The sequence below is a fragment of the Pseudomonas sp. CJQ_9 genome (assembly GCF_043106615.1).
In the GTDB taxonomy this organism is placed as follows: Bacteria; Pseudomonadota; Gammaproteobacteria; order Pseudomonadales; family Pseudomonadaceae; genus Aquipseudomonas; species Aquipseudomonas juntendi.
The window spans coordinates 57,779-79,505 of record NZ_JBICMS010000099.1 but is presented as its reverse complement, the minus strand read 5'-3'; the positions used below and the strand labels follow the sequence as shown (position 1 = coordinate 79,505).

Sequence of the window (21,727 nt, the reverse complement as noted above, 5' to 3'; positions counted from 1 at the left end):
TGGGGCGCGAAGCGGCCCCGTTTTTTTGCGGCGAAGCTGAAGTTGCGGCGAAGCTGAAAATTTAGGGCCGCTTCGCGCCCCATCGCGACACAAGGCCGCTCCTACAGGGGACCGTGCAAGGCTTAGAAGCCGACCGTGGCAGACAGCAGATAGGTGCGTGGGGTCGACAGGGTCAAGCCCGGCTCGCTGTCATCCGAGGCCCCTGCCGAGCTCCAGTAGCGGTCATCCAGCACGTTCTCGACACTGGCACGCAACGTGACCTCGGTCTCATCCACCTTGAACGCGTAGCGCGCCCCCAGGTCATAGCGCTCCCAGCCATCGATCTTCTTGCTGTTGTTCTGGTCCAGGTATTGCGAGCTGGAGTGGATACCGCGTGCTGTCAAGGTCAAGCCGTTGACCCCCGGCACGTCCCACTCGCCTCCCAGATTCACGTTGTACTCCGGCGTGGCCGGGGCGCGGTTGCCGTCGTAGGCGCCATCGACCGTGTCGGTCAGCTCGCTGTCGATGTACATCACCCCACCCAGTACCCGCACACCCTGCACAGGCTCACCGAACACACTCAGCTCGATGCCGCGGTTGTCACGCTTGCCATTGGGACCGAACACCCGCGAAGCCGGGTTGGTTTCGTAGGCCGGCTGGCGAATGCGGAACGCGCTGGCGGTGAAGGCCACCTGGCCAAAGTCATACTTGGCCCCAACCTCGACCTGGCGGCTGGTGAATGGCGGAAATATCTGGTCTTCGTTGACCGAGGTCGACGGGGCGATCTTGCCTTGGCTCAGGCCTTCCATGTAATTGGCGTACAGCGACAACTGCTCGGTGACCTTGAGCAGCACCCCGCCAGAGGGCGAGACCTTTTCTTCGTCATAGGCGGTGTCGCCTTTGACGCCATCACTCCAGTCATCCACTTGCACCCGCTGCCAGCGCGCGCCCAGGGTCAGCAGAAGGCGGTCGTCGAAAAAGCCCAGGGTGTCGGCCAGGGCCACGCCGGAGAAGCGGTTTTCCGTGTAGACCTTCGAATCGAAGCGGGTGGGTGTGCCCGGCGTGGGTGTGGCCACCGGGTGGTAGAGGTTGCTGGGTGCGGCGGCATAACGGGCGCCGCCGTTGGTGAAGTCCATGTAGTAATAGCTGGCGGCCAGGTTCAGTTCGTGGCTGACCGGCCCGGTCTGCAACCACTTGCGCAGGCCAGCCATGGCGGTACGCACAGATTCATCGCGGGTAAAGTCGCGGGGCTGCACACTGAAATCGCCGGCGTCATTGATGATCGACACGTTGTGGCGCAGGAAGTCATGGTTGCTCTTGCGCGCGCCGACCGCACCGTAGGCCAGCAGCGAATCACTGATATCGTATTCGGCATTCAGTGCGCCAAAGGTGTCATTGGTGCGCGCCTTGCTCCAGGCCTGGGCATAGTTGTGGCGCACGTCATCGGCGTCCGGCACCTTGGCGTTGGCGCCGATCAGCACACGCTCCTGCGGCGCATCGGTATCGCGCTCGGTGTGGCCCAGGTCGGCCGACAGGCGCAGGCGCTCGCCGCGAAAATCCAGGCCCAGCACCGCCATCTGGCGATCGACAGACTGGTGGTCCCATGCAGTATCGCCGGCTTGCTTGACGCCGTTGAAGCGCACACCGAACTGGTCACCTTCGCCGAAGCGCCGGCCGATATCCACGGCCCCCCCTACCTGGCTGTCGGAGGCATAGCTGCCGGTGAACGTGGTAATCGGCTTGTCGCCAGCGCGCTTGGGTTGCACGTTGATGCCACCGCCTACGCTGCCCCGGGGCGATATGCCGTTGAGCAACTGGCTGGGGCCTTTGATGATATCGACCCGCTCGGCCATTTCCATGTCGATCGAATAGGTCGGCAAGATCCCGTACAGGCCGTTGTAGGCGACATCGCTGTTGAACAGGCTGAAGCCGCGAATGGTGAATTGTTCGAAGCGCCCGCCGGCGGGGTTGGTGGCGCGTACCGAGGGGTCGCTGGCAATCAGCTCGCCCAGGGTGCGGGCCTGCTGGTTCTTGACCACCTCGCTGGTGTAACTGGTGATGCTGAAGGGGGTTTCCATGAAGTCCCGCGAGCCGAGCAGGCCTTGTGCGCCCTGGCGTGCCACCTGGCCGCCCGCGTAGGGCTGCGATTGGCCAGGGGCGACCAGCCCGCCGACGATACTGGTAGGGGCGATTTCCAGGGCGCTACCGGCCTGGGGGGCCGGCACCAGGGTGAAGGCCCCTTCACCCACCGGGAGCCATTGCAGGCCGCTGCCACGCAGCAATTGGGCAAACCCTTCGTCAACACTGTAGGCGCCAGACAGGCCAGCGCTCTGCCGGCCTTGCACCAGTGCCGGGTCCAGCGAAAGGCTGACGCCCGCCTGGTCGGCGAAGCGGGTCAACGCGGCCCCCAGGCTGGCGGGCGCTACTTGGTATGTGCGGCGCACGGGCTCATCGGCCCAGGCCGGTGAACACAGCAACAGGCTCATGGCGAACAACGGATGCGCGGCGCGCGCCAGTGGGCGCAGGCGGCAAGACTTTACTGCTGGCATTGAACAAGGCTCCCCTTTATTTTCTCCTACCGGTAATGACCGGCGAGTGAAAAAAAGGGGACAGCCTCATGCACGATTTTCTCGCGCAGACAAACTGATCCAGTAACGGGTGCGTGACTGCACCTGCAACGGCAGGCTTGCAGCCAGCAAGGCCAGCACCCGGTCGGTGTCGTCAAGGCGGAAGGTGCCGGTGACGCGCAGCCGCTCCAGCGCGGGCGCCCAGCGCAGCACCCCGGGGCGGTAGCGACGCAGCTCGTGCAACAGTTCGCCCAGCGGCCGGTCGTCCAGCCGCAGCACCCCTTCGCGCCAGCCCAGCCGCCAAGGGTCCAGCCCGCTGACCGCGCCGACGCCAGTTGCCTGCAAGCTGGCCTGCTGCCCTGCCAGCAGCGTGCGTGCCGGGCCATGGGCCGGCTGGAGCTGGGCCCTGCCGTTGAGCACCGACACCCGGCAGGCGTCGCCCAACAGGCGCAAGCACACCTCGGCATCGCCTAGCAGCACCTGGCCCTCGGGCACGTGCAAGGCCAGTTGCAGATGCGCAGGCACCTTTACGGCAACCTCCCCGCGCAGCAAGGTCAGGCGCCGTGCACCGAGGTCGAGATCGACCGCGCTGTCGGTATTCAACTGCAGGAACGTCCCGTCGCTCAACAGTACCTGGCGCTGCTCCCCCACCGCGGTACGCAGGTCGGCCGCCCAGGCATCCAAGGGCAGCTCACGGCTTGCCAGCCACGCCGCCGGCAGCACCGCCGCCACGCCCAGGGCGCGCTTGAGCAGCGCCCGTCGGCCGGCATCCGGGCGGTCCAGCGTGGCCATTGCCAACGCCCCTGGCAGCCCGGAGAAGCGCGCGCGCAACAAGGCTGCCTTGTGCCACGCCTGCTCATGCAGGCTGCTGCTGGCGCGCCATTGCGCGAGCCTCTGCAGGTCCTTGTCGCTGGCGCCGCCGGAGTCCAGCAACGCCAGCCAACGGGCAGCGGCACGCACGGCATCGCGGGTTTCGGCGCTAGGTTGGGTCATTGCAGGTCGGCCAACAGGCAATGCTCGTAAGCCTGCGCCATGTAACGTTTGACCGAGCGCTCGCACACACCCAGCCGCTTGCCGATTTCGGCATAGCCCAGTCCTTCCAGCTGGCTCCAGAGAAACGCCTTGCGCACCGGCGGCTTCAGGCCGTCGAGCAGTTCATCCAGTGCTTGCAGGGTTTCCAGCACGATCCAGCGCTGCTCGGGCGACGGTACATGCTGTTCAGGCAACTGCGCCAAGGCATCCAGGTAGGCCTGCTCCAGGCTGCGGCGCTGGTGGAAGTTGCTGAGCAGGCGCTTGCCCACGGTAAGCAGGTAGGCGCGTGGCTCGCGGATGTCTGCCAGCGGCTGGGCACTGGCCAGCACCCGCAGGAAGGTATCCTGGCTGAGGTCGGCGGCATCCCAGGCATTGCCCATGCGCCGGCGCAGCCAGCTTTCCAGCCAGCTGCGATGCTCCCGGTACAGGGCAGGCAGGCTAGGCTCTTGTGGCGGCGCGGCGTCGATCATGGGAAGGCCCTGAGGCGGCGTAAATAGGATTAATTCTAATTTACATCGCGCCGCAGTTCCAAGTGCTTTGTTGCCGCTCAGGCGATGGCAGCGTCCACCAGCACCTGCGCTTCCTGCACCAGGCGCTGCAGGTGCGCCTCGTCGATGAAGCTTTCGGCGTAGATCTTGTAGATGTCTTCGGTGCCTGAAGGGCGTGCGGCGAACCAACCGTTGGCAGTCATCACCTTCAGCCCGCCAATCGCCTGGCCATTACCCGGGGCGTGGCTGAGGATCTGCACGATCGGCTCACCCGCCAGCTCGGTGGACTTCACCTGCTCCGGTGCCAGCTTGCTCAGCAGCGCCTTCTGCCGCGCATCGGCCTTGGCCTCGACGCGGGTGGCATAGGGTTTGCCCAGTGCCTCGGTCAGGTCAGCATAGGCCTGGCTCGGGTTGCGCCCGGTACGGGCGGTCATCTCGGCGGCCAGCAGGGCGGGGATCAGGCCGTCCTTGTCGGTGGCCCACACGGAGCCATCGCGGCGCAGGAACGATGCCCCTGCACTTTCTTCGCCACCAAAACCGAGCGTGCCGTCGAACAGGCCTTGGGCGAAGAACTTGAAACCCACCGGCACTTCATACAGCTCGCGGCCCAGGCGCTGGGTAACCCGATCGATCAGGCCGCTGGACACCACGGTCTTGCCCACGGCGGCATCGCTGCGCCATTGCGGGCGATGGCGGTACAGGTAATCGATGGCCACGGCCAGGTAGTTGTTCGGCTGCAGCAGGCCATCGGCCGTGACGATGCCATGGCGATCGTGGTCCGGGTCGCAGGCGAACGCCACGTCGAAGCGGTCGCGCAGGCCGATCAGGCCCTGCATCGCATACGGCGAGGACGGGTCCATGCGGATCTGGCCATCCCAGTCGACGGTCATGAAGCGGAAGGTCGGGTCGACCTCGGTATTCACCACTTCCAGGTCGAGTTGGTAATGCTCGGCGATCGCCGACCAGTAACGCACCCCTGCCCCACCCAGGGGGTCTACGCCCAGGCGCAGCTTGGCAGCACGGATGACGTCGAAGTCGATGACGTTTTCCAGGTCGGCCACATAGTGGCTGACGTAGTCATGGCGCTGGGTGGTGGCCGCCTGCAGGGCCTGGGCATGGTCCATGCGCTTGACGCCGGCCAGGTTGGCCGCCAGCAATTCGTTGGCCTTGGCTTCGATCCACTTGGTCACGTCGCTGTCGGCGGGGCCGCCGTTGGGCGGGTTGTACTTGAAGCCACCGCTTTGCGGCGGGTTGTGCGACGGGGTGATGACGATGCCGTCGGCCAGGCCTTGGGTACGGCCCCGGTTATGGCAGAGGATGGCGTGCGACACGGCCGGGGTTGGCGTGTATTCGTCATCCTTGGACAGCATGACCTGCACGCCGTTGGCGGCCAGCACTTCCAGGGCGCTGGCGGCGGCGGGTGCCGACAGGGCGTGAGTGTCGGCGCCGATGAACAGCGGGCCATCGATGCCCTTTTCCTGGCGGTACAGGCAGATCGCCTGGGTGATGGCCAGGACGTGGTACTCGTTGAAACTCAATTCAAGCGAAGTGCCGCGGTGCCCCGAGGTGCCGAAGGCCACCCGCTGGGCCGCCACGGCGGCGTCTGGGCGGCCGGTGTAGTAGGCGGTGAGCAGCCGGGGAATATCGACCAGCACGCTGGCCGGTGCCGGCTTGCCTGCCAAAGGACTGAGCTTCATGCAAAAACCTCGAGATCAACGGATGTTGGTGTTGGAACGTGCAGTGTACTGAGAGTTGCAAGGCTGTGCGATGGGCGCCAGCAAACAACACCGGCTTTGCGCTAGACCACCCTGCAAGCGCCGGTCTGGCAGGCCGGGGGACCTTCCACCGGGTTGGCCACGACAGGCTAGAGTGATAGCCATATCGACCGAAAAAGAGGCCCCATGGCTTTCCACCGCCTGACCCGTACACACCCCCGCCTGAGCATCGCCGCCGTGGTCGGCCTGCTCGGCGGCTGGCTGATACCCGCTGACGACAGCGTGCAGCACATCCTCGCTGGCTGGAACCTGGGGGTCTGGTTGTATCTGCTGCTGGTGCTGTACCTGAGCTGCAGCGCCAACCCGGCGAAAGTCCGCCAGGTGGCCCGCGTCGAAGACGAAAATGCCGGCCTGGTGCTGCTGACGGTGTGCATTGCCGCCATCGCCAGCCTGGCCGCAGTGACGCTGCAACTGGTGTCCAGCCGGGGCCTGCAAGGCAGCGCGCAGGCCCTGCACTATCTGTACACCGGCCTGACGGTTGCGGGGTCCTGGTTGATGATCGGCTGTGTCTTCAGCCTGCACTATGCGCGGTTGTTCTACACCGGGCGGCAGCATGAGCCACCCCTGCGTTTCGCCGATGGCGAACGCAACCCGGACTACTGGGACTTCCACTACTTCTCGTTCACCATCAGCGTAGCCGTGCAGACCTCCGACGTAGGGGTGGCCGGGCGTGGATTACGCCGGGTAGTGCTGGCGCATTCATTGGTGGGATTCGTGTTCAACACGGCAATCCTGGGATTCACCATCAACATTGCGGCCGGCTTGCTGGGTTGAGCTCGCCGTTCGTCTGAAAGCCAGGGGCCAGGGCCGACAGCGCAACCTGCAGTTAGCCTGCGCCAGGGCGCACATCCAGCAGGCGAAAACGTTTGCACCGAGGCCTTCGGCACTGCGCCGGCGGGGCCGCAGATGTGACCGTTGTCATGCAACAGTACATTTGTCATGTTCGCCGCTGAGAATCGCGCATTGCAGGTGCTATGTTTACTTACCCGGCGGCCGCATCGATGTGGCCACCGGCCCACTACGTCCAGGCACGGACCAGGAGGCTGGCATGAACAAGATGACGTTCCCCAACGCCTGCCAGGTGATGCGCTGGCATTTCCACCCGCTGGGCTTCGAGGCCAGCATGGATGCGCCACGCAGCATGGTCGCGCGGTTGTTCGACCGGGCCACCGGAGAAACCGTGCTGGCGATTGCCGGCATCCCCTGTGCGGCAATCATGGCCGCCGCCGATGTCGAACGCATCATCGAGGCCGTCGAGGCCGAGATGGATGCCTTCGCCCCCGCCTTTACCTTGCGCGACGCCGGTTAACCGGCAGACTTGGCCCCCGGGCCCATCGCTTGCAGCTTGCTCAGAAATTGCTCGGCCGGTACGGGTTGCCCCAACAGGTAGCCCTGTAGCGAGTCACAGCCCAAGCGGGTCAGAAACGCCTGCTGCCGATCGGTTTCTACCCCTTCGGCGACGATGCGCAGCCCCAGTGCCTGGCCTAGCGCGACAATGGCTGAAACGATCGCTGCATCATCGCTGTCCTGTTCCAGTTCACGCACAAAGCCCCGGTCGATCTTCAATTCGTTGGCGGGCAGGCGCTTGAGGTACATCAGGCTGGAATAACCGGTACCGAAATCATCAATGGACAGGTCCACGCCCATGTCGGACAAGCGCTGCAGCACTGTGAGGCTGGCATCGGCGTCATGCATGGCGGTGGTTTCGGTAATTTCCAGGGTCAGGCAGTTGGCTGGCAAGCCATTGTGTTGCAAGGCCCGGGCCACGCTGTCGACCAGCCCGCTATGGCAGAACTGGATAGCCGACAGGTTGACCGCCATGCGCCAGTGATGATGGCCTTGGTCCAGCCAGAGACGCATCTGGCGGCAGGCTTCATTGAGCACCCATTCGCCAATCGGGATGATCAGGCCGGTTTTTTCTGCCAGCGCGATGAAGCGGTCTGGCATCAGCAAACCCTGCTGCGGGTGCTCCCAGCGCAACAAGGCTTCGGCACCGATGGGCTGGCAAGCCTGGGCGTCGAACTTGGGCTGGTAGTGCAAGCGGAACTGGCGCTGCGCCACGGCCTGGCGCAAGTCCTGCAGCAGCTGCAACTGCTGGCGGGCGTTGCTGTTCATCGACACGTCGAAGAACCTGTAGCCATTCTTGCCGGCGCTCTTGGCGTGGTACATGGCCGCGTCGGCATTGCGCAGCAGCTCGTGCTGATCCTGGCCATTGCCTGGGTAAAGGACAATCCCCAGGCTCGCCGACAACTGCAGGTCGTGCTCGGCCACCCGGAATGGCCGTGACACCAGGTTGACCTGCTTGACCGCCACGTCCATGGCATCGTCGGGTTCCTGCAACTGCACCAGCAGCACGAACTCATCGCCACCGATCCGTGCCAGGGTGTCCTGGCTGTGCAGGTGGCCGCGCAGGCGGGCGGCCACGGCCTTGAGCAGCAGGTCGCCAATGTGGTGGCCAAACGCATCGTTGACCGGTTTGAAACCGTCCAGGTCGATGAACATCAGGGCAAAACAGCCGCCCTGCTCCGCCACCCTGGCAATCGCCTGCTCGATGCGGTCGGCCAGCAAGGTGCGGTTGGGCAGGTCTGTCAGGGTGTCGTGCAGGGCCAGCTGGGTCAGTTCCTGGTTGGCCAAGGTCAGCGAACGGGCCAGCTCTGCGGTGCGCACCTCCAGGCGCGCGTCCAGCACCGAGGTCGACAAGGCTACCGCCAACACGGACAAGGTGGTGATAAGCACCAGGTAGACCAGGCCATCGCCTTGCAGGCCACCGCCCGCCAGCGCCCCACAGAAGCTGCCATCCGGGAAGTTCGCCGCTGCCATGCCGGTGTAGTGCATACCCACGATGGCCAAGCCCATGAGCACTGCTGCCAGGCCGCGAATCTGCCGCACATAGGGTGTGTGCGCACGCAGGCGGAACGCGATCCACAATGCCGCCGCCGAGGCACCGACAGCAATCAGCAGCGAGGCGCCGAACAGTGTCGGGTCATAATCGATGCCTGGCAGCATGCGCATCGCCGCCATGCCGGTGTAGTGCATGCAGGCAATGCCTGCACCCATGATCAGCGCGCCAAACGCCAATTGCAGACCTGGCAGGCTTGGCTGGCTGACCAGCCACAAGGCAAAGCCCGATGAAAGCACGGCGATCAACAGCGAGAACGCGGTCAGGCCCAGGTCATACCCCAGGTCGATGGGCAGGCTGAAGGCGAGCATGCCCACGAAGTGCATGGACCAGACGCCCATCCCCATGGCCAGTGCGCCACCGAACATCCACAAGTGGGCAGCCCGGCCCTTGGCCGTGGCGATGCGGCCGGCCAGGTCAAGGGCGGTATAGGACGCCAGGATCGCCACGCACAGCGAAATCAACACCAGCGAAGAGGAGTAGCTACCGGTCAGCATGGGGGTTTCCAGCACTGGGACGGAAGTCCCGGAAAAAGCTGACGATTGTACTCAAGCTTTGGCGAAACGCACGGGGTTTTTGCGAATGGGAATGGATCCAAAAAAGCCTGTGGCGGGTTTGCTAACGGAGCCGGTGCCGCGGCGGATCGCACCGGCTTTGCGGGTGTGTGCGGCTAACCTTGCAAGGCCCGCGGGCGGTGGCTGCGTTCCTCGGCTTGCGGCGCCGTGGCCGCCTGCAGATGGAAGTCGAAGGCCAGCTCGGCAAAGCGTCCACCCTGCACGCCACGGTCATGGGCTACCGCGGCATCCTCGACAAAGCGCAGCTCGCCAATCAATCCGTCGCGGGTGGCATAGGCGAAGTCATCCCACAGGTACCGGTCGCCAGCAAAATTGATCTGGGTGGTCAGGTGCCGGTGCCCAGGTGCCGAAATGAAGAAGTGCACGTGCGCCGGGCGCTGGCCGTGACGACCGAGCTGGTCCAGGCACTCCTGGGTAGGCCCCTGTGGGTCGCAGCCGTAGCCCGACGGCACGATCGAGCGCGCCCGGTAGCGGCCCTCGGCATCGGTGACGATGCGGCGGCGCAAGTTGTACGCGGACTGGCTCGAATCGAAGTACGAGTAGGTGCCTTGGGTGTTGGCGTGCCACAGGTCGACGGTCGCGCCCGCCAACGGCTGGCCGTCGGCAGCAAAGACCTGGCCGTGCAGGAACATCACCACCCCAGGGTCGGTGCCGTCATCCATGCGCGCCTCCCCTTCTGCCAGCGGGGCACCGGCAACGTACAGCGGCCCTTCGATGGTGCGCGGGGTGCCCCCGCCCAGGCCGGCCTCGGCATCCTTGGCATCCTGCAGCAAGTCGAGGAAGTGCTCGATGCCCAGGCCGGCGGCCAACAGCCCTGCCTCGTTACGGCCGCCCAAGCGGTTGAGGTAGTCGATGGCGTGCCAGAACTCATCCTCGCTGACCTCCAGGTCTTCGATCAGGCGTGCAGTGTCCTGCAGCACACGGCGGATGATCTTCTTGAAACGCGGGTTGCCTTCGGCATGGTCCAGCCCGGCGACCTTGTCGAAGAACGCCTGGATGTCAGCAGTGTGGGAAATGTTCACGGTCATCGTACTCACCTCGTATTGTTCTTGTTCAGCAGCAATCAGCGGTCGTCGCTGTGGATCGACGAGGGGTGCCGGCACAGGCCGTCGACCTCGATGTCCATGTACGGGAACAGCGGCAACTGCATCAGGGTGTCGTGCAGGGCCTCGACGCTAGGCACATCGAACACGCTGTAGTTGGCGTAGTGCCCGGCAATGCGCCACAAATGGCGCCAGGTGCCTTCGCGCTGCAGCCGCTGGGCCAGTGCCTTTTCATCGGCCTTGAGCTGGGCAGCGGTGGCCGGGTTCATGTCGACCGGCAGTTTCACCGTCATCTTCACGTGGAACAGCATGCGGGTTTCTCCTTTCTTGCGTCATCTTCAAAAGCTGGCAGGGGTTTGCCCGGGTGGGCTCCCCGCCGCGGTATGGGCGTGTTCCAGCAGCCTGCAGCTCAGCGCCTGGCGAAGCGCGCCAGGCGCGTTTCGTCCAGGGTCAGCCCCAGCCCGGGGGTGCGCGCAATGTGCAAGTGGAAATCGCGATACTGCGGCGGCTCGTTGACGATTTCCTCGGTCAGCAGCAATGGCCCGAACAATTCGGTACCCCAGGTCAGCTGGCGCAGGGTGAGGAAGGCATGGGCCGAGGCCAGTGTGCCTATCGAGCCTTCCAGCATGGTGCCGCCGTACAGGGCGATGCCGGCAGCCTCGGCGATCTGCGCGGTACGCAGCACGGCCCGCGGCCCACCGTTCTTGGCGGTTTTCAAGGCGAAGATGCTGGCGGCGCCGTCGGCGGCCAGGCTGAAGGCGTCTTCGACGCTTTCGATCGACTCATCGGCCATGATCGGTGCCGGGCTGCGCTGGTTCAGGCGCACCTGGCCACTGCGGTTGATGCGCGAAATAGGCTGTTCGATCAGGTCGATGCCGTTGTCGCCCAGTACCTGGCACGCCCGCAGCGCCTGGGACTCGTCCCAGTACTGGTTGACGTCGACCCGCACGCTGGCGCTGTCGCCCAGTTCGCGCTTGATCGCCACCACATGCCTGAGGTCCTGGTCCACCGGGTTGGCGCCGATCTTCAGCTTGAACATCCGATGGCGGCGTATTTCCAGCATGTGCTGGGCTTCGGCGATATCACGCGCGGTGTCGCCGCTGGCCAGGGTCCAGGCCACCTCCAGGCTGTCGCGTACACGGCCACCCAGCAGTTCGCTGACCGGCAGGCCCAGGCGCTTGCCCTGGGCGTCGAGCAACGCGCTTTCGAGCCCGGACTTGGCAAAAGTGTTGCCTTTGGCCAATTTGTCCAGCTTGAGCATGGCCGCGTTGATGTTGTCTGCCGGCAGGCCGAGCAGCGCCGGGGCCAGGTACGCGTCGATGTTGGCCTTGATGCCCTCCGGGCTTTCGTAGCCATAGGCCAGGCCGCCAATGGTGGTGGCCTCGCCAAGGCCTTCCACGCCATCGCTGCAGCGCACGCGCAATACCACCAGGGTCTGCTGCTGCAGGGTGTGCATCGCCAGCTTGTGCGGGCGAATGGTGGGCAGGTCGACGATGACTGCCTCGATACGTTCAATCAGCGCGCTTGTCATTGTTGCCAGGTCTCGTCAAGTCGGGCGGTCGAAGGCCACCCCGAATGGTGCATGTGCTTGCTTGTGCGAAGATTGCGCGAGACCCTGCGCAGCGTCCAATATCATATGAATCTCTCACCATACCCTGGAGGTCTGATGGAGCTACGCCACCTGCGCTACTTCAAGGTTCTGGCAGAAACCTTGAACTTCACCCGCGCCGCTGAGCTGTTGCACATTGCCCAGCCACCGCTGAGCCGGCAGATCAGCCAGCTCGAAGACGAGCTCGGCACCCTGTTGGTCGCGCGCGAACGCCCGCTGCGGCTGACCGATGCAGGCCGTTTTTTCTATGAGCAAACCTGCACCGTGCTGCAGCAGTTGCAGAGCATCAACGACAACACCCGGCGTATCGGCCAGGGCCAGCGCCAGTGGCTGGGCATCGGTTTTGCCCCCTCCACCCTGTACACCGTGCTGCCCGACTTGATCCGCGAGCTGCGCCAGGACAGCGACCTGGAGCTGGGCCTGAGCGAAATGACCACGCTGCAGCAGGTGCAAGCCCTGAAAAGCGGGCGTATCGACATTGCCTTTGGCCGCATCCGCATCGACGATCCGGCCATTGAGCAGCAGGTACTGTGCGAGGACCCGCTGGTAGCGGTGCTACCCAAGGGCCACCCGCTGTCTGCCAGCCCATTGAGCCTGGCGCAACTGGCGGCGGAGGCGTTCATCCTTTACCCGGCCAACCCCCGGCCCAGTTATGCCGACCATGTGCTGGCGCTGTTTGCCCAGCACGGCATGAGCATCCGGGTCAGCCAGTGGGCCAATGAGTTGCAGACAGCGATCGGCCTGGTGGCAGTAGGTGTCGGTATCACCCTGGTGCCGGCATCGGTGCAGCAGCAGCACCGCACCGACATTGAATACGTGGGCCTGCTGGACAGCAGCGCGGTCAGCCCGATCATTCTCAGCCGCCGCCAGGGGGATATCAGCCCGATGGTGCAGCGTTGCCTGGCCTTGCTGGCACGGCAGGCTGGCTGAGCCCCACTGCGTGCAGCCCGCCCCCGTATACCCATCGGTATATGGATGTTCCCGTTGATCTGTTTCATGCTCGGCCACGCGAATCGCGAAACGCCCGGGCAACAAACACTTCAACAAAGATCTTCGGGAGTCGAACATGGCGGGACGTCTAAACGGCAAGGTAGCGCTGATCACGGGTGGCGCGGGTGGCTGCGGGCTGGCCGCCTCGCAACTGTTCGCGGCAGAGGGGGCGCGGGTCGGCATTGTCGACCTGCCCGGCAGCGACGGCGCAGCGGTTGCGCGACAACTGCGCGAAGCCGGCCACCAAGCGGTTTTCGCCGCAGCCGATGTGTCGGACGCGCAGCAAGTCAAGGCCGCTGTCGCCACCGTGGAGGCAGCCTTCGGCCACATCACCGTACTGCTGAACCACGCCGGCATCCTTTCGGCTGTCCCCTTCCTCGACACCAGCGAAGAAGAATGGGACCGGATCATGGCCGTGAACGTGAAAAGCATGTTCCTGGTCACCCGTGCGGTGCTGCCGGGCATGCTCGCAGCCGGCGGCGGCAGCATCGTGTGTACCTCCTCCATATCGGCCGTGGTGGGCACGCCAATGGAGGTCCTGTATTGCACCAGCAAGGGCGCCACCCATATGTTCGCCCGGGCCATTGCCGTGGAGTTCCGTGACCGCGGTATCCGCGCCAATGCCATTTGCCCGGGTTTCATTGCCACAGCCCACGGCCTGCGGGAAATCGACATGCTGCGCAAGCACGGTGTGGACGTCAGCGAACAGGCCATCGCGGCCGCCCAAGGGCGCCTGTGCCAACCCGCCGAGGTGGCCAGCGCCGCCTTGTTCCTGGCCAGTGACGACGCCAGTTTCGTCAACGGCGCGCACCTGTTCGCGGATAACGGCTACACCGCGGTCTGACCTCAAGCACGCCAAGCAGGAGAATGACGTGAGCACTTCCTCCAATAACATGCACATCAACGAATTCGGCCTGGACCACGCGCACTGGCGCAACTGGGCCGGTAACCAGTCCTGCATTCGCGCGGCACGCGGGGCGCCGGCCAGCGAAGACGAACTGTGCACGCTGGTCAACCAGGCCAGCCGCAACGGCATGAACGTTCGGGTGGCCGGGTCCGGGCATTCGTTCACCCCGGTAGCGCTGACCAATGGCCTGCACCTGACGCTGGCCAACATGAGCGGCATACGCCATGTCGACCACGCCAGAAAGCGCGTCACCGCCGCAGCCGGCACCACCATCAATGCCTTCGGCAAGGCCCTGCGGGCAGCTGGCCTGTCGATGGTCAACCAGGGCGACATCGACAGCCAGTCGATTGCCGGGGCACTCACCACCGGTACTCACGGCACAGGCCTTACCCTGGGCAACCTGGCCTCGTCGATAGTGGGCATGAAGCTGGTGCAGCCCAACGGCGACATTCTCGTCGTCGATGAAAGCACCCCTGACCTGCTGCAGGCGGGCCGCGTTTCCCTGGGTGTACTGGGCATCGTCAGCGAACTGACCTTGCAGGTGACCGACAGCTTCAACCTGCACGAGCGCATTTGGCGCGAAGACTTCGAGAGCGTGATGGACAGGCACGACGAACTGGCACGCAAGCATCGCCATTTCAGTTTCTTCTGGTGCCCCACCGAGCAGAGCCGGCACTGCTATTGCCTGCCCGACACCGCGGCCACCAGTAGCAGCGGGCGCACCACCGACGTGTGCGAAGTCAAGGTCATGGACATTACGGATCGCCCCGCCTGGGAAAGCGCATTCGAGAAGGTCGCGTACAGCTCGGATGTGTACCCGATCGAGTACCTGCCCAATTTCCATGAACTGGAGTACGCCGTGCCGCTGCGCCACAGCAAGGAAGCCCTGCGGGCAGTGCGCAAGCTGATGCTGGAAGACTTCCCGCAAGCCATCTACCCCATCGAGTACCGGTTCACGGCAGGTGACGGCGCCTGGATGAGCCCGTTCTTCGAACAGGACAGCGTGACCATTTCGGTTTCCGGCGAGCCGGGCACCGATTACTGGGACTACTTGCGCGCGGTGGACCAGATCCTGCGATCGTATGGCGCCCGGCCGCATTGGGGCAAGTTGCATTTCCTGACGGGCGAGGATGTTAGCGCCATCTACCCGCGTGCCGAAGACTTCCGCAAGCTGCGCCGGCAGTTGGACCCGCAGGGCACCTACCTGAGCGAACACCTCAGCCCGCTGTTCAAATAAGCACCCCGCTCCTGGCGCACCTGGCAACGTGCCGGGGCGGGCTTGCACCGCGTACGGGCCGCGCAGCGGCCCACTGCCGGCAACGCGGTGCTATGCCTTGGCCAGATAATCGATGAACAGGCGAAACAGTTCGGCGTTGGTGGAAATGTCCAGCCGCTGGTAGATGTTGTGCTTGTGCACCTTCACCGTCCCCTCCGAGATATTCAACTGCCGGGCAATCGAGGCGTTGCTGTGCCCCTGCAGCAACAGCTTGGCGATCAAACGCTGGGTCTCGGTCAACTGCCCCTGCAGGATTTCCACGAAGGCATCCTCCAGCACGGCGCCTTCCGGCGATGCCCGCAGGCACTCGGCAAAGCGCAGCCGACAGTGCTGGCCGAACAGCGCGGCCAGCAATGGCGCCAGGTCCGCCAGCAGCGCCATTTCCGCCGCGCTGAAGTCCCCACTGCGCTGATGGCGCATCAGCGAATAGACCATGGCCACCTGGGGCTGCAACGGCATGATGAACCCCACCTCTTCCACTGCCGTGCCGTAGCCGGAGGCCACGCAAGGGTGGATATCACGGGAGATGGCGAAACCTGAAGAGAAGAAGCAGTCAGGCGCCAGTTCACTCATGCGCCACAGCCCGGCTGGGTGCTCGTTGACGCAGGCCACATAAAACGGGTCCAGCAAGTAACCGCCGCGCACATAGGCGTTCAGGGTGCGCTCGCTGACGCTGTGGTTGTAGCCGTTATGCACCAGCACGGCCGGCTGGTTGAACTGGAACAGGTACGCGCAGCTCATGTCGAACGCCAGCTTGTCGCCTATCACCTTGTCCAGCGCCGGCCCGAAGTGTTCGCTGCCGATCGCTTCGATCAGCGCAGCCAGCCCGTTCGCTTCGTCTTTTGTCATTGTTCACCACGCTCTCATGCACCAAAGCCTCATGACCTTACCGCCTTGGCCAGCCAAAAGCACAAAATCCGGGGCGCCCTGGACGCTCCGGATCAAATGCACGACGCTTTACGCTCAGGACGGCTCGGGCGCCACCGCGAAGGCGCCTGCGGCGTCGTCCTGGCGCCCCATTTCCTGCGCCTTGGGCACGGCCAGCCAACTGGCCAGCAACATGGCGATCAGGCCGCCACTGAGCTTGCCAATCATCAGTGGCAGGATCAGCGAGGGCTGAAAGTTTGCCGAGAAGGCCATGTGGTCGCCGAAGGTGAAGGCCGCGCACACCGAAAAGGCAATCACCAACACCTTGTCCTTGGGCGGCATCTCGCTGACCAGGCGGAACATGGCGAGGATATTGGCCGAAGCCGCCAGCACACCCGCAGCCCCGACCCCAGACATGCCGAAGCGCGATGCCACGCGCTCGATCGGCCGCGCCAGAAAGCGCTTGAGCAAATGCACCATGGGGAATGCCCCGCACAGCATCAGGCCGACGTAGCCGGCAATCTCCAGGGCGCGGAACTGGTCATCGGCATCGGCGATGATCGGCGCGAAGCCCCAACTGCCGAATACATGGCTGAACAGCCCGGTGAAGTACTGCACGATCGACGCCACCAGTACCAGCACCACGGCGATGTACATGAACTGCCCGAGCTTGAGGAACAGGTACACCATCAGTGCCGGGCAGTAACGCAGCGCCGCCGCCAGGGCAATGCAGAACAGGATCAAGGGCATCAGGTTGCGCAGCAGCATCGCCCAGGAAAAATGCAAGGCCTGGGTGGCGGCACCGGTGGTTGCGATATCCGGGCGCACCCCCAGGTCCAGTCCCTGCATGGCCATGGCGATGATCATGATGCTCAAGGGAATGGCCAGCAGCCCAGCCATGATGCCCAGTGCCATGTACTTGTGATCGACCTTGCGCAGCATGGCCAACCCGACCGGGATGACGAAAATGATCGTCGAACCACTCTGGAACCCGGTGATCAGGCCGAGGATCCAGCCTTCCGGGCTTTGCGCCAAAGCCTTGGCCAACTGGTAGCCGCCCATGTCCGAGGCGATGAAGATAGGCCCCGCGGTGCCAGGGTCGGCGCCCATCAACTGGAACAGCGGCGCGATCACCTGGCTGATGCCGGCTGAAATGTACGGGATCGCGGCCATGATGCCAGCGACCGGGATGAAGATCGGGCCGATGCTGTGCAGCCCGGCGATGAACTCCTGGCCCAGCTCGCCTTCGGGGTTATAGATGGATGCCAATGCACCCAGTACCGCACACACCATGATCACGTAGATGACATAGGTACCGATGCTTTCCATTTGCCGCCTCATTTTTAGAGTTGTGGGGTTGGCAGGTCTGAAAGGTCACAGGGGCATCGTTGTTTTTATGCTGAGCAAGGCGTGCCCCGTCGAGCATTCAAGCTAAGCGGCGGGGGGTGGGCTGTCCATATACCGGGAGGTATATGCCCCTGCAAAAGAGAGTGCCGTGCCCGGTTCGAAATGCTTAATACCCGGTCATTTCCAGGTACCCACGGCCACCGGCACTGCCGCTCAAGCGCACCGGCCCTTCCCAATACGGGAAGCGCGTCTGCATCCACGCCTGCGGCTGAACAGCATCGACCTGCACATCCAACCCGTGCTCAGGCACCTGCACCCGCCAGCGGGTCGGCAGCTGCTTGCCATTGCCCTGTGGGGCCCAGGCCAGCGGCTGCAAGCGGATCTGTGCCGGCAACAGCGCTACCCCCTGGCCCTGCGGGTCGATCCAGGTGCCGGCGCGATACGCCTCCCCGTGCGCTTCGCGCACCTGGAACAGCATCAGCTTGGCGCCGCTGTCCAAGTGCAGCGAGAACCAGTCCCAGCCCGTTTGCCCGGCGGCCAGCGGCTGGCTGCTCCATTCCCGGTCCAGCCAGGCCTGGCCAGTCACCGCGATGCACAGGCCGTCGCGCTCGACCTCGCCGCGCACCCGGTAGAACGGCTGGCTGTAGTAGTAAGAAGCCTGGCCCTTGCCCGACTTTTCGCTGTAGCCCTGCTGGCCGTGCAGCACCAGAGGCCGCTCGCTGCGCAACTGCAGGTCGTAGCGAAAACCTTTGCCAGCGGCCGTCATACGCAGGTTGTCGATACCGCCCGGCCCCTGCAGCAACCAATCGTCGATCCACGCCCGAAACGGCTGGGCCTGCACACCCGCCTGGCCAATCCCGCCACGGGCCAGGGTCTCAGCTGACCGATGGCCGCCGGGGCCGGTCAACGCGGCGTGGCCCATCCACAGGTTCGGGCTCTGCCAATCGCCGGTCTCCGGGCCGGTGCGTAGGGCTGAGCGGAACAGCGTCCACTGCGCGCCCCAGTCACGCCCTTGGGTGTCTTTGAGGTTGGCGGTGACGTACCACCACTCGATGCGGAAACCATCGTGGGCCGCATGGTCCCGGGGGAATTCCAGGCGATGGCCGCGGGTGACCTGGCTGAACCCGCCTGCCGGCTGGTCGAGGCCGGCATAGCTTTGCGGTGCCGGCTGATCACAGCCGCACAACAGGCTGCAGAGCAACAGCCAGGCTTTACGTTTCATCGGCAAACGGCCTCAACAGTTCGCGCGGCTGACGCCGGGCCAGTTGCCAGAGTGGCCAGGCGCTGGCCAACAGGCTGGTGAGCAGGCCCAGCAGGGCCAGTTGCAGCAACTGGGCGGGGAACACATGCAGCGGCAAACGCCAGCCGAATGCCTGAACATTTACCACCGCGACCAGGCACCAGGCCAGCAACAGGCCCAACGGCAGCGCCAACAGCACGGTGAGGCTGCTGAGCAGCAGTGCCTGGCCAAGGCTCAGCCACACCAGCTGGGTACGCCGTACCCCCAGGGCCCATAGCGGCGCCAGCTGGCGCAGACGGGACTGGCCCAAGGTCAGCAGGTTGATGAACAGCGCCACGCCGGCCACGCCCAGGGTCAGGCTGTTGAGCGCGGCGGTGGCGGCGAAGGTGCGGTTGAATACCTCGGTCGACCACCGCTTCAACTGCGCCTGCTCCACGACCCGACTATCGTCGAGGTGAAAGCGCTGTTGCAACGCGGCTTTCAAGGCGGCCCCCTGGGGGTCGAGCAGGTCGACGCTCAAGCCCGTCAACGCAGCATCCGGCCAATGCGCACGCAGCGATTGGGCATTCACCAGCATTTGGCCCTTGGGGTTGCCATAGTCGGCGTACAGGCCAACGACGAGCAAGCCGCGAGACGGGTCCGCGGGCAGTGTCAGGTGGTCCCCCAAGTGCAAACGCAACCGCCGCGCCAGCTGCTCACTGAGCATCACGGCCTGCCCCTTGGCCAATAGCTGCCAGGCCCGCGGCTGCTGTTCCAGCAACGGCCACCGGCTGTGATAAACGGGGTGGTCGACAATGCCCTGCACCTGGACCGGCCAGCCTTGCACCTGCGTTTCGACGCGCCAGCCAGGCAGAACTACCCGCACGGCAGGTTGCTGCCCCAACCACTGGGCTACCTGCAGGCCTTGCGCGGTATCACTTGGGGTCACGTACAGGTCGGCGGACAAGCGCTGGTCCAACCAGCCGACAAAGGTCTTGCGAAAACCCTCGGTCATGCTGCCCACACCCACGCTGGCGGCCAGCGCCAGCAGCAAGGCCATCAGCGCCAGGCTCAAGGCAGGCAATTGCTGGCGGCTGTCGGCGACGAACCACTGGGCCAACGGCCGCTGACAACGGCGCGCCAACCAGGCCAGCAACCTGTCGAGCCAGGCTGGCAACGCTAATGCCGCCCCCAGCAACAGCGCCGCCAGCATACCGAAGGCACTGGGCAGGCTGTCGCCGAACACCCCGCAAGCTGACGCCAGCACCAGCAACAGGCCCGCTACCCCAGCCTGACGCTTCAGCCACGGCCCCTGTGCCAGGCGCCATGCTTGCGGCTGCGCCAACGCCAGCAAGGGCAAGCGTGCGGCGCGCAGGACGCTGCCCAGCCCGGCCAGCAGTGCACCGATCACGCTCACCAGCACGCCCCACAACCACCACTGCGCAGGCAGGTTCAGCGTGCCTGCGACCTGCGCGCCATACAGGCCGCGCAGGCTGGCGGCGACATCGGGCAGCAACCAGGCCGCCACCGCGTAGCCACTGGCAACCCCAGCCAGCCCGCCAAGCACTGCGAACAGCCCCAGCTCCAGGCCCAGGGCACACAGCAGGGTAGCCAGGCTGACACCACAGGCGCGCAGGTTGCGAATCAGCCCGCGCCGCTGTTCCAATGCCAGGCCAATCGCGGCATGGGCGATGAACAGGCCGACGACGAAGGCCAACAGGCCTAGCGCAGTGAGGTTGAGGTGGAAGCTGTCGGTCAGGCGCTGCAAACCGCCATCATCCTGCCGGGGTTGCACGACAAGGTCCGCCGCAATGTCGGCAGGCAAAGGCCCCGGGCTTGCCGCTACCAGCAGGCGTGACAACTGCCGAGGTGCCTGCAGCAAGGCCTGCGCATGGCCGATATCGACCACGATCACCCCGGGGGCCAGCTCAGCTTGCACCAGCAACGGTGGCAGCGGTTGCCCATCGCGGTCGTGGGCCACCTGCCCAGCGGTCATGGCCAACAGGCGCAAGGTGTCTGGGCCGACCCAGGCCTGCCCGGGCACGCCGATGAACGCCTGCAGGTCGAACGCCTGGGGCTGCACCCCGGCGATACTGCTGGCCGCCGGCAGGCTCAATGGCTCGATGCCGATCAGCCGCACACTGCGCCCGGGCTCGCCTGGCAGGCGCAGGCGCCCCTCCAGCACCGGCGACACCGCCCAACCCAGCCTGCGCAGTTGCACGTACAGCGCCTGGTCAAAGCGTTCGCCGTGGCGTGGCAGCAGTTGCGTCTGTAGCGGCCCGGCCAGCACCGCACTGGCTCGGGCGTAGTCGCTGCGTGCCTGGCTGTTCAAGGCCTGCACCCCGGTCCATAGCGCCGTAGCCAGCCACAGCCCGGTGATGATGCTGAAAAACTGCACGCGGTGGCGCCGCCAGTGGCTGAGCAAAGCCAGCAGTGCCAGCGACAGCAGCCTCATGCGCCCTGCCCGCTGCGCACACGGCCACCCTGCAGGTAGCAACGTTGCTGCAGCCGCGCCGCCAGCCGGGGGCTGTGGGTGACCATCAGCAGGCCACTGCCAGCCTCGCTGACCAGTTGCAGCAACAGGCTCAGCACTTCATCGCTGGTGGCTTCGTCAAGGCTGCCGGTGGGTTCGTCAGCCAATAACCAGGCCGGGCGGCCAGCCAATGCGCGGCCGATGGCCACGCGTTGCTGCTGGCCGCCCGACAGTTGTTCAGGGTAACGCCCGAGCAGGTCAGCCAGGCCCAGGCGTTGAGCCAGGTGGGCGCCCCATTCGGGGTCGTGCCGGTTGGCCAGCCGGGCCTGGAATGCCAGGTTGCTGCCCACATCCAGGCTGCTGATCAGGTTGTACTGCTGGAACACCAGGCCAATTCCCTGCCGCCGCCAGCGTGCCAGAGACGCCTCCGAGCGGCTGTCCAGGGCACTGCCGTCAAGCATGATGCGCCCGCTGTCAGCACGGTCCAGGCCGGCTACCAGGTGCAGCAAGGTGCTCTTGCCACTGCCAGACTCGCCCATCAAGGCCAGGCTGCTGCCGCGCGCCAGGCACAGGTCGACGCCCTGCAACACCGGCAACGGTCCTTGGGGGGTGGCAAATGATTTGTGCAGGTTTTCGATGGCCAGCATCGGGGGGCCTTGGGGTCTCGGGTGACTATCCAGT

Annotated in this window: 18 protein-coding genes; 5 read left to right on the top strand and 13 right to left on the bottom strand. The window is 65.0% G+C overall.

The window, feature by feature from the left end:
* Positions 1-122: 122 nt before the first annotated feature.
* The 4 genes from ACF8SD_RS21305 to pgm all read right to left on the bottom strand — a co-directional run bounded on the left by ACF8SD_RS21305 (position 123) and on the right by pgm (position 5,763).
* A complete protein-coding gene (locus tag ACF8SD_RS21305) occupies positions 123-2,528 on the bottom strand; it encodes a TonB-dependent siderophore receptor (RefSeq protein ID WP_392484483.1) in 2,406 nt (801 codons plus the stop codon).
* Between the two features lie 66 nt (positions 2,529-2,594).
* On the bottom strand, positions 2,595-3,539 hold the full coding sequence (locus ACF8SD_RS21300) for a FecR domain-containing protein (RefSeq protein WP_392484482.1): 945 nt from the start codon (positions 3,537-3,539) through the stop codon (positions 2,595-2,597).
* Positions 3,536-4,048, bottom strand: a complete 513-nt coding sequence (locus ACF8SD_RS21295) for a sigma-70 family RNA polymerase sigma factor (RefSeq protein WP_392484481.1) — start codon at positions 4,046-4,048, stop codon at positions 3,536-3,538. Before ACF8SD_RS21295 ends, ACF8SD_RS21300 begins: the two co-directional genes overlap by 4 nt.
* A 77-nt stretch (positions 4,049-4,125) precedes the next feature.
* Positions 4,126-5,763: a phosphoglucomutase (alpha-D-glucose-1,6-bisphosphate-dependent) gene (gene pgm / locus ACF8SD_RS21290; RefSeq protein ID WP_173888645.1), complete on the bottom strand. Its 1,638-nt coding sequence runs from the start codon at positions 5,761-5,763 to the stop codon at positions 4,126-4,128.
* A gap of 204 nt (positions 5,764-5,967) precedes the next feature.
* On the opposite strand from pgm, the gene ACF8SD_RS21285 reads away from it, so the two are divergent.
* Complete coding sequence (locus tag ACF8SD_RS21285) at positions 5,968-6,615, top strand: DUF1345 domain-containing protein (RefSeq protein ID WP_173888643.1); 648 nt, start codon at positions 5,968-5,970, stop codon at positions 6,613-6,615.
* Between the two features lie 274 nt (positions 6,616-6,889).
* Positions 6,890-7,150 (top strand): DUF1652 domain-containing protein, encoded by a 261-nt coding sequence (locus ACF8SD_RS21280; RefSeq protein ID WP_009686520.1) that lies wholly within the window; start codon positions 6,890-6,892, stop codon positions 7,148-7,150.
* On the opposite strand, the gene ACF8SD_RS21275 is transcribed toward ACF8SD_RS21280, so the two are convergent.
* The 4 genes from ACF8SD_RS21275 to ACF8SD_RS21260 form a co-directional block, all read right to left on the bottom strand.
* Positions 7,147-9,237, bottom strand: a complete 2,091-nt coding sequence (locus ACF8SD_RS21275; RefSeq protein WP_392484480.1) for a putative bifunctional diguanylate cyclase/phosphodiesterase — start codon at positions 9,235-9,237, stop codon at positions 7,147-7,149. The two genes, ACF8SD_RS21280 and ACF8SD_RS21275, sit on opposite strands and share 4 nt — an antisense overlap.
* Positions 9,238-9,410: 173 nt before the next feature.
* Entirely contained in the window at positions 9,411-10,343 is a 933-nt protein-coding gene (gene catA, locus ACF8SD_RS21270; protein ID WP_173888639.1) for a catechol 1,2-dioxygenase, read from the bottom strand.
* A gap of 35 nt (positions 10,344-10,378) precedes the next feature.
* On the bottom strand, positions 10,379-10,669 hold the full coding sequence (gene catC, locus ACF8SD_RS21265; protein ID WP_173888637.1) for a muconolactone Delta-isomerase: 291 nt from the start codon (positions 10,667-10,669) through the stop codon (positions 10,379-10,381).
* A gap of 98 nt (positions 10,670-10,767) precedes the next feature.
* Positions 10,768-11,889 (bottom strand): muconate cycloisomerase family protein, encoded by a 1,122-nt coding sequence (locus tag ACF8SD_RS21260; RefSeq protein WP_173888636.1) that lies wholly within the window; start codon positions 11,887-11,889, stop codon positions 10,768-10,770.
* 135 nt (positions 11,890-12,024) lie between these two features.
* On the opposite strand from ACF8SD_RS21260, the gene ACF8SD_RS21255 reads away from it, so the two are divergent.
* The 3 genes from ACF8SD_RS21255 (at position 12,025) to ACF8SD_RS21245 (ending at position 15,101) form a co-directional block, all read left to right on the top strand.
* A complete protein-coding gene (locus ACF8SD_RS21255) occupies positions 12,025-12,897 on the top strand; it encodes a LysR family transcriptional regulator (RefSeq protein ID WP_009686514.1) in 873 nt (290 codons plus the stop codon).
* A gap of 136 nt (positions 12,898-13,033) precedes the next feature.
* Positions 13,034-13,801 carry an SDR family NAD(P)-dependent oxidoreductase gene (locus ACF8SD_RS21250; RefSeq protein ID WP_173888634.1) on the top strand — a complete coding sequence of 256 codons (768 nt, stop codon included), beginning with the start codon at positions 13,034-13,036 and terminating at the stop codon, positions 13,799-13,801.
* Between the two features lie 28 nt (positions 13,802-13,829).
* A complete protein-coding gene (locus ACF8SD_RS21245; protein WP_009686511.1) occupies positions 13,830-15,101 on the top strand; it encodes a D-arabinono-1,4-lactone oxidase in 1,272 nt (423 codons plus the stop codon).
* Positions 15,102-15,191: 90 nt separating this feature from the next.
* Here ACF8SD_RS21245 and ACF8SD_RS21240 read toward each other — a convergent pair whose 3' ends face one another.
* The 5 genes from ACF8SD_RS21240 to ACF8SD_RS21220 form a co-directional block, all read right to left on the bottom strand.
* Positions 15,192-15,989 (bottom strand): helix-turn-helix transcriptional regulator, encoded by a 798-nt coding sequence (locus tag ACF8SD_RS21240; RefSeq protein ID WP_009686510.1) that lies wholly within the window; start codon positions 15,987-15,989, stop codon positions 15,192-15,194.
* 114 nt (positions 15,990-16,103) lie between these two features.
* Complete coding sequence (gene eutH, locus ACF8SD_RS21235; protein ID WP_029887056.1) at positions 16,104-17,336, bottom strand: ethanolamine utilization protein EutH; 1,233 nt, start codon at positions 17,334-17,336, stop codon at positions 16,104-16,106.
* Positions 17,337-17,520: 184 nt separating this feature from the next.
* Positions 17,521-18,576 (bottom strand): lipocalin-like domain-containing protein, encoded by a 1,056-nt coding sequence (locus ACF8SD_RS21230; protein ID WP_392484479.1) that lies wholly within the window; start codon positions 18,574-18,576, stop codon positions 17,521-17,523.
* Positions 18,566-21,028: an FtsX-like permease family protein gene (locus ACF8SD_RS21225; RefSeq protein ID WP_392484478.1), complete on the bottom strand. Its 2,463-nt coding sequence runs from the start codon at positions 21,026-21,028 to the stop codon at positions 18,566-18,568. Before ACF8SD_RS21225 ends, ACF8SD_RS21230 begins: the two co-directional genes overlap by 11 nt.
* On the bottom strand, positions 21,025-21,693 hold the full coding sequence (locus tag ACF8SD_RS21220; protein WP_392484477.1) for an ABC transporter ATP-binding protein: 669 nt from the start codon (positions 21,691-21,693) through the stop codon (positions 21,025-21,027). Before ACF8SD_RS21220 ends, ACF8SD_RS21225 begins: the two co-directional genes overlap by 4 nt.
* Between the last annotated feature and the right edge of the window lie 34 nt (positions 21,694-21,727).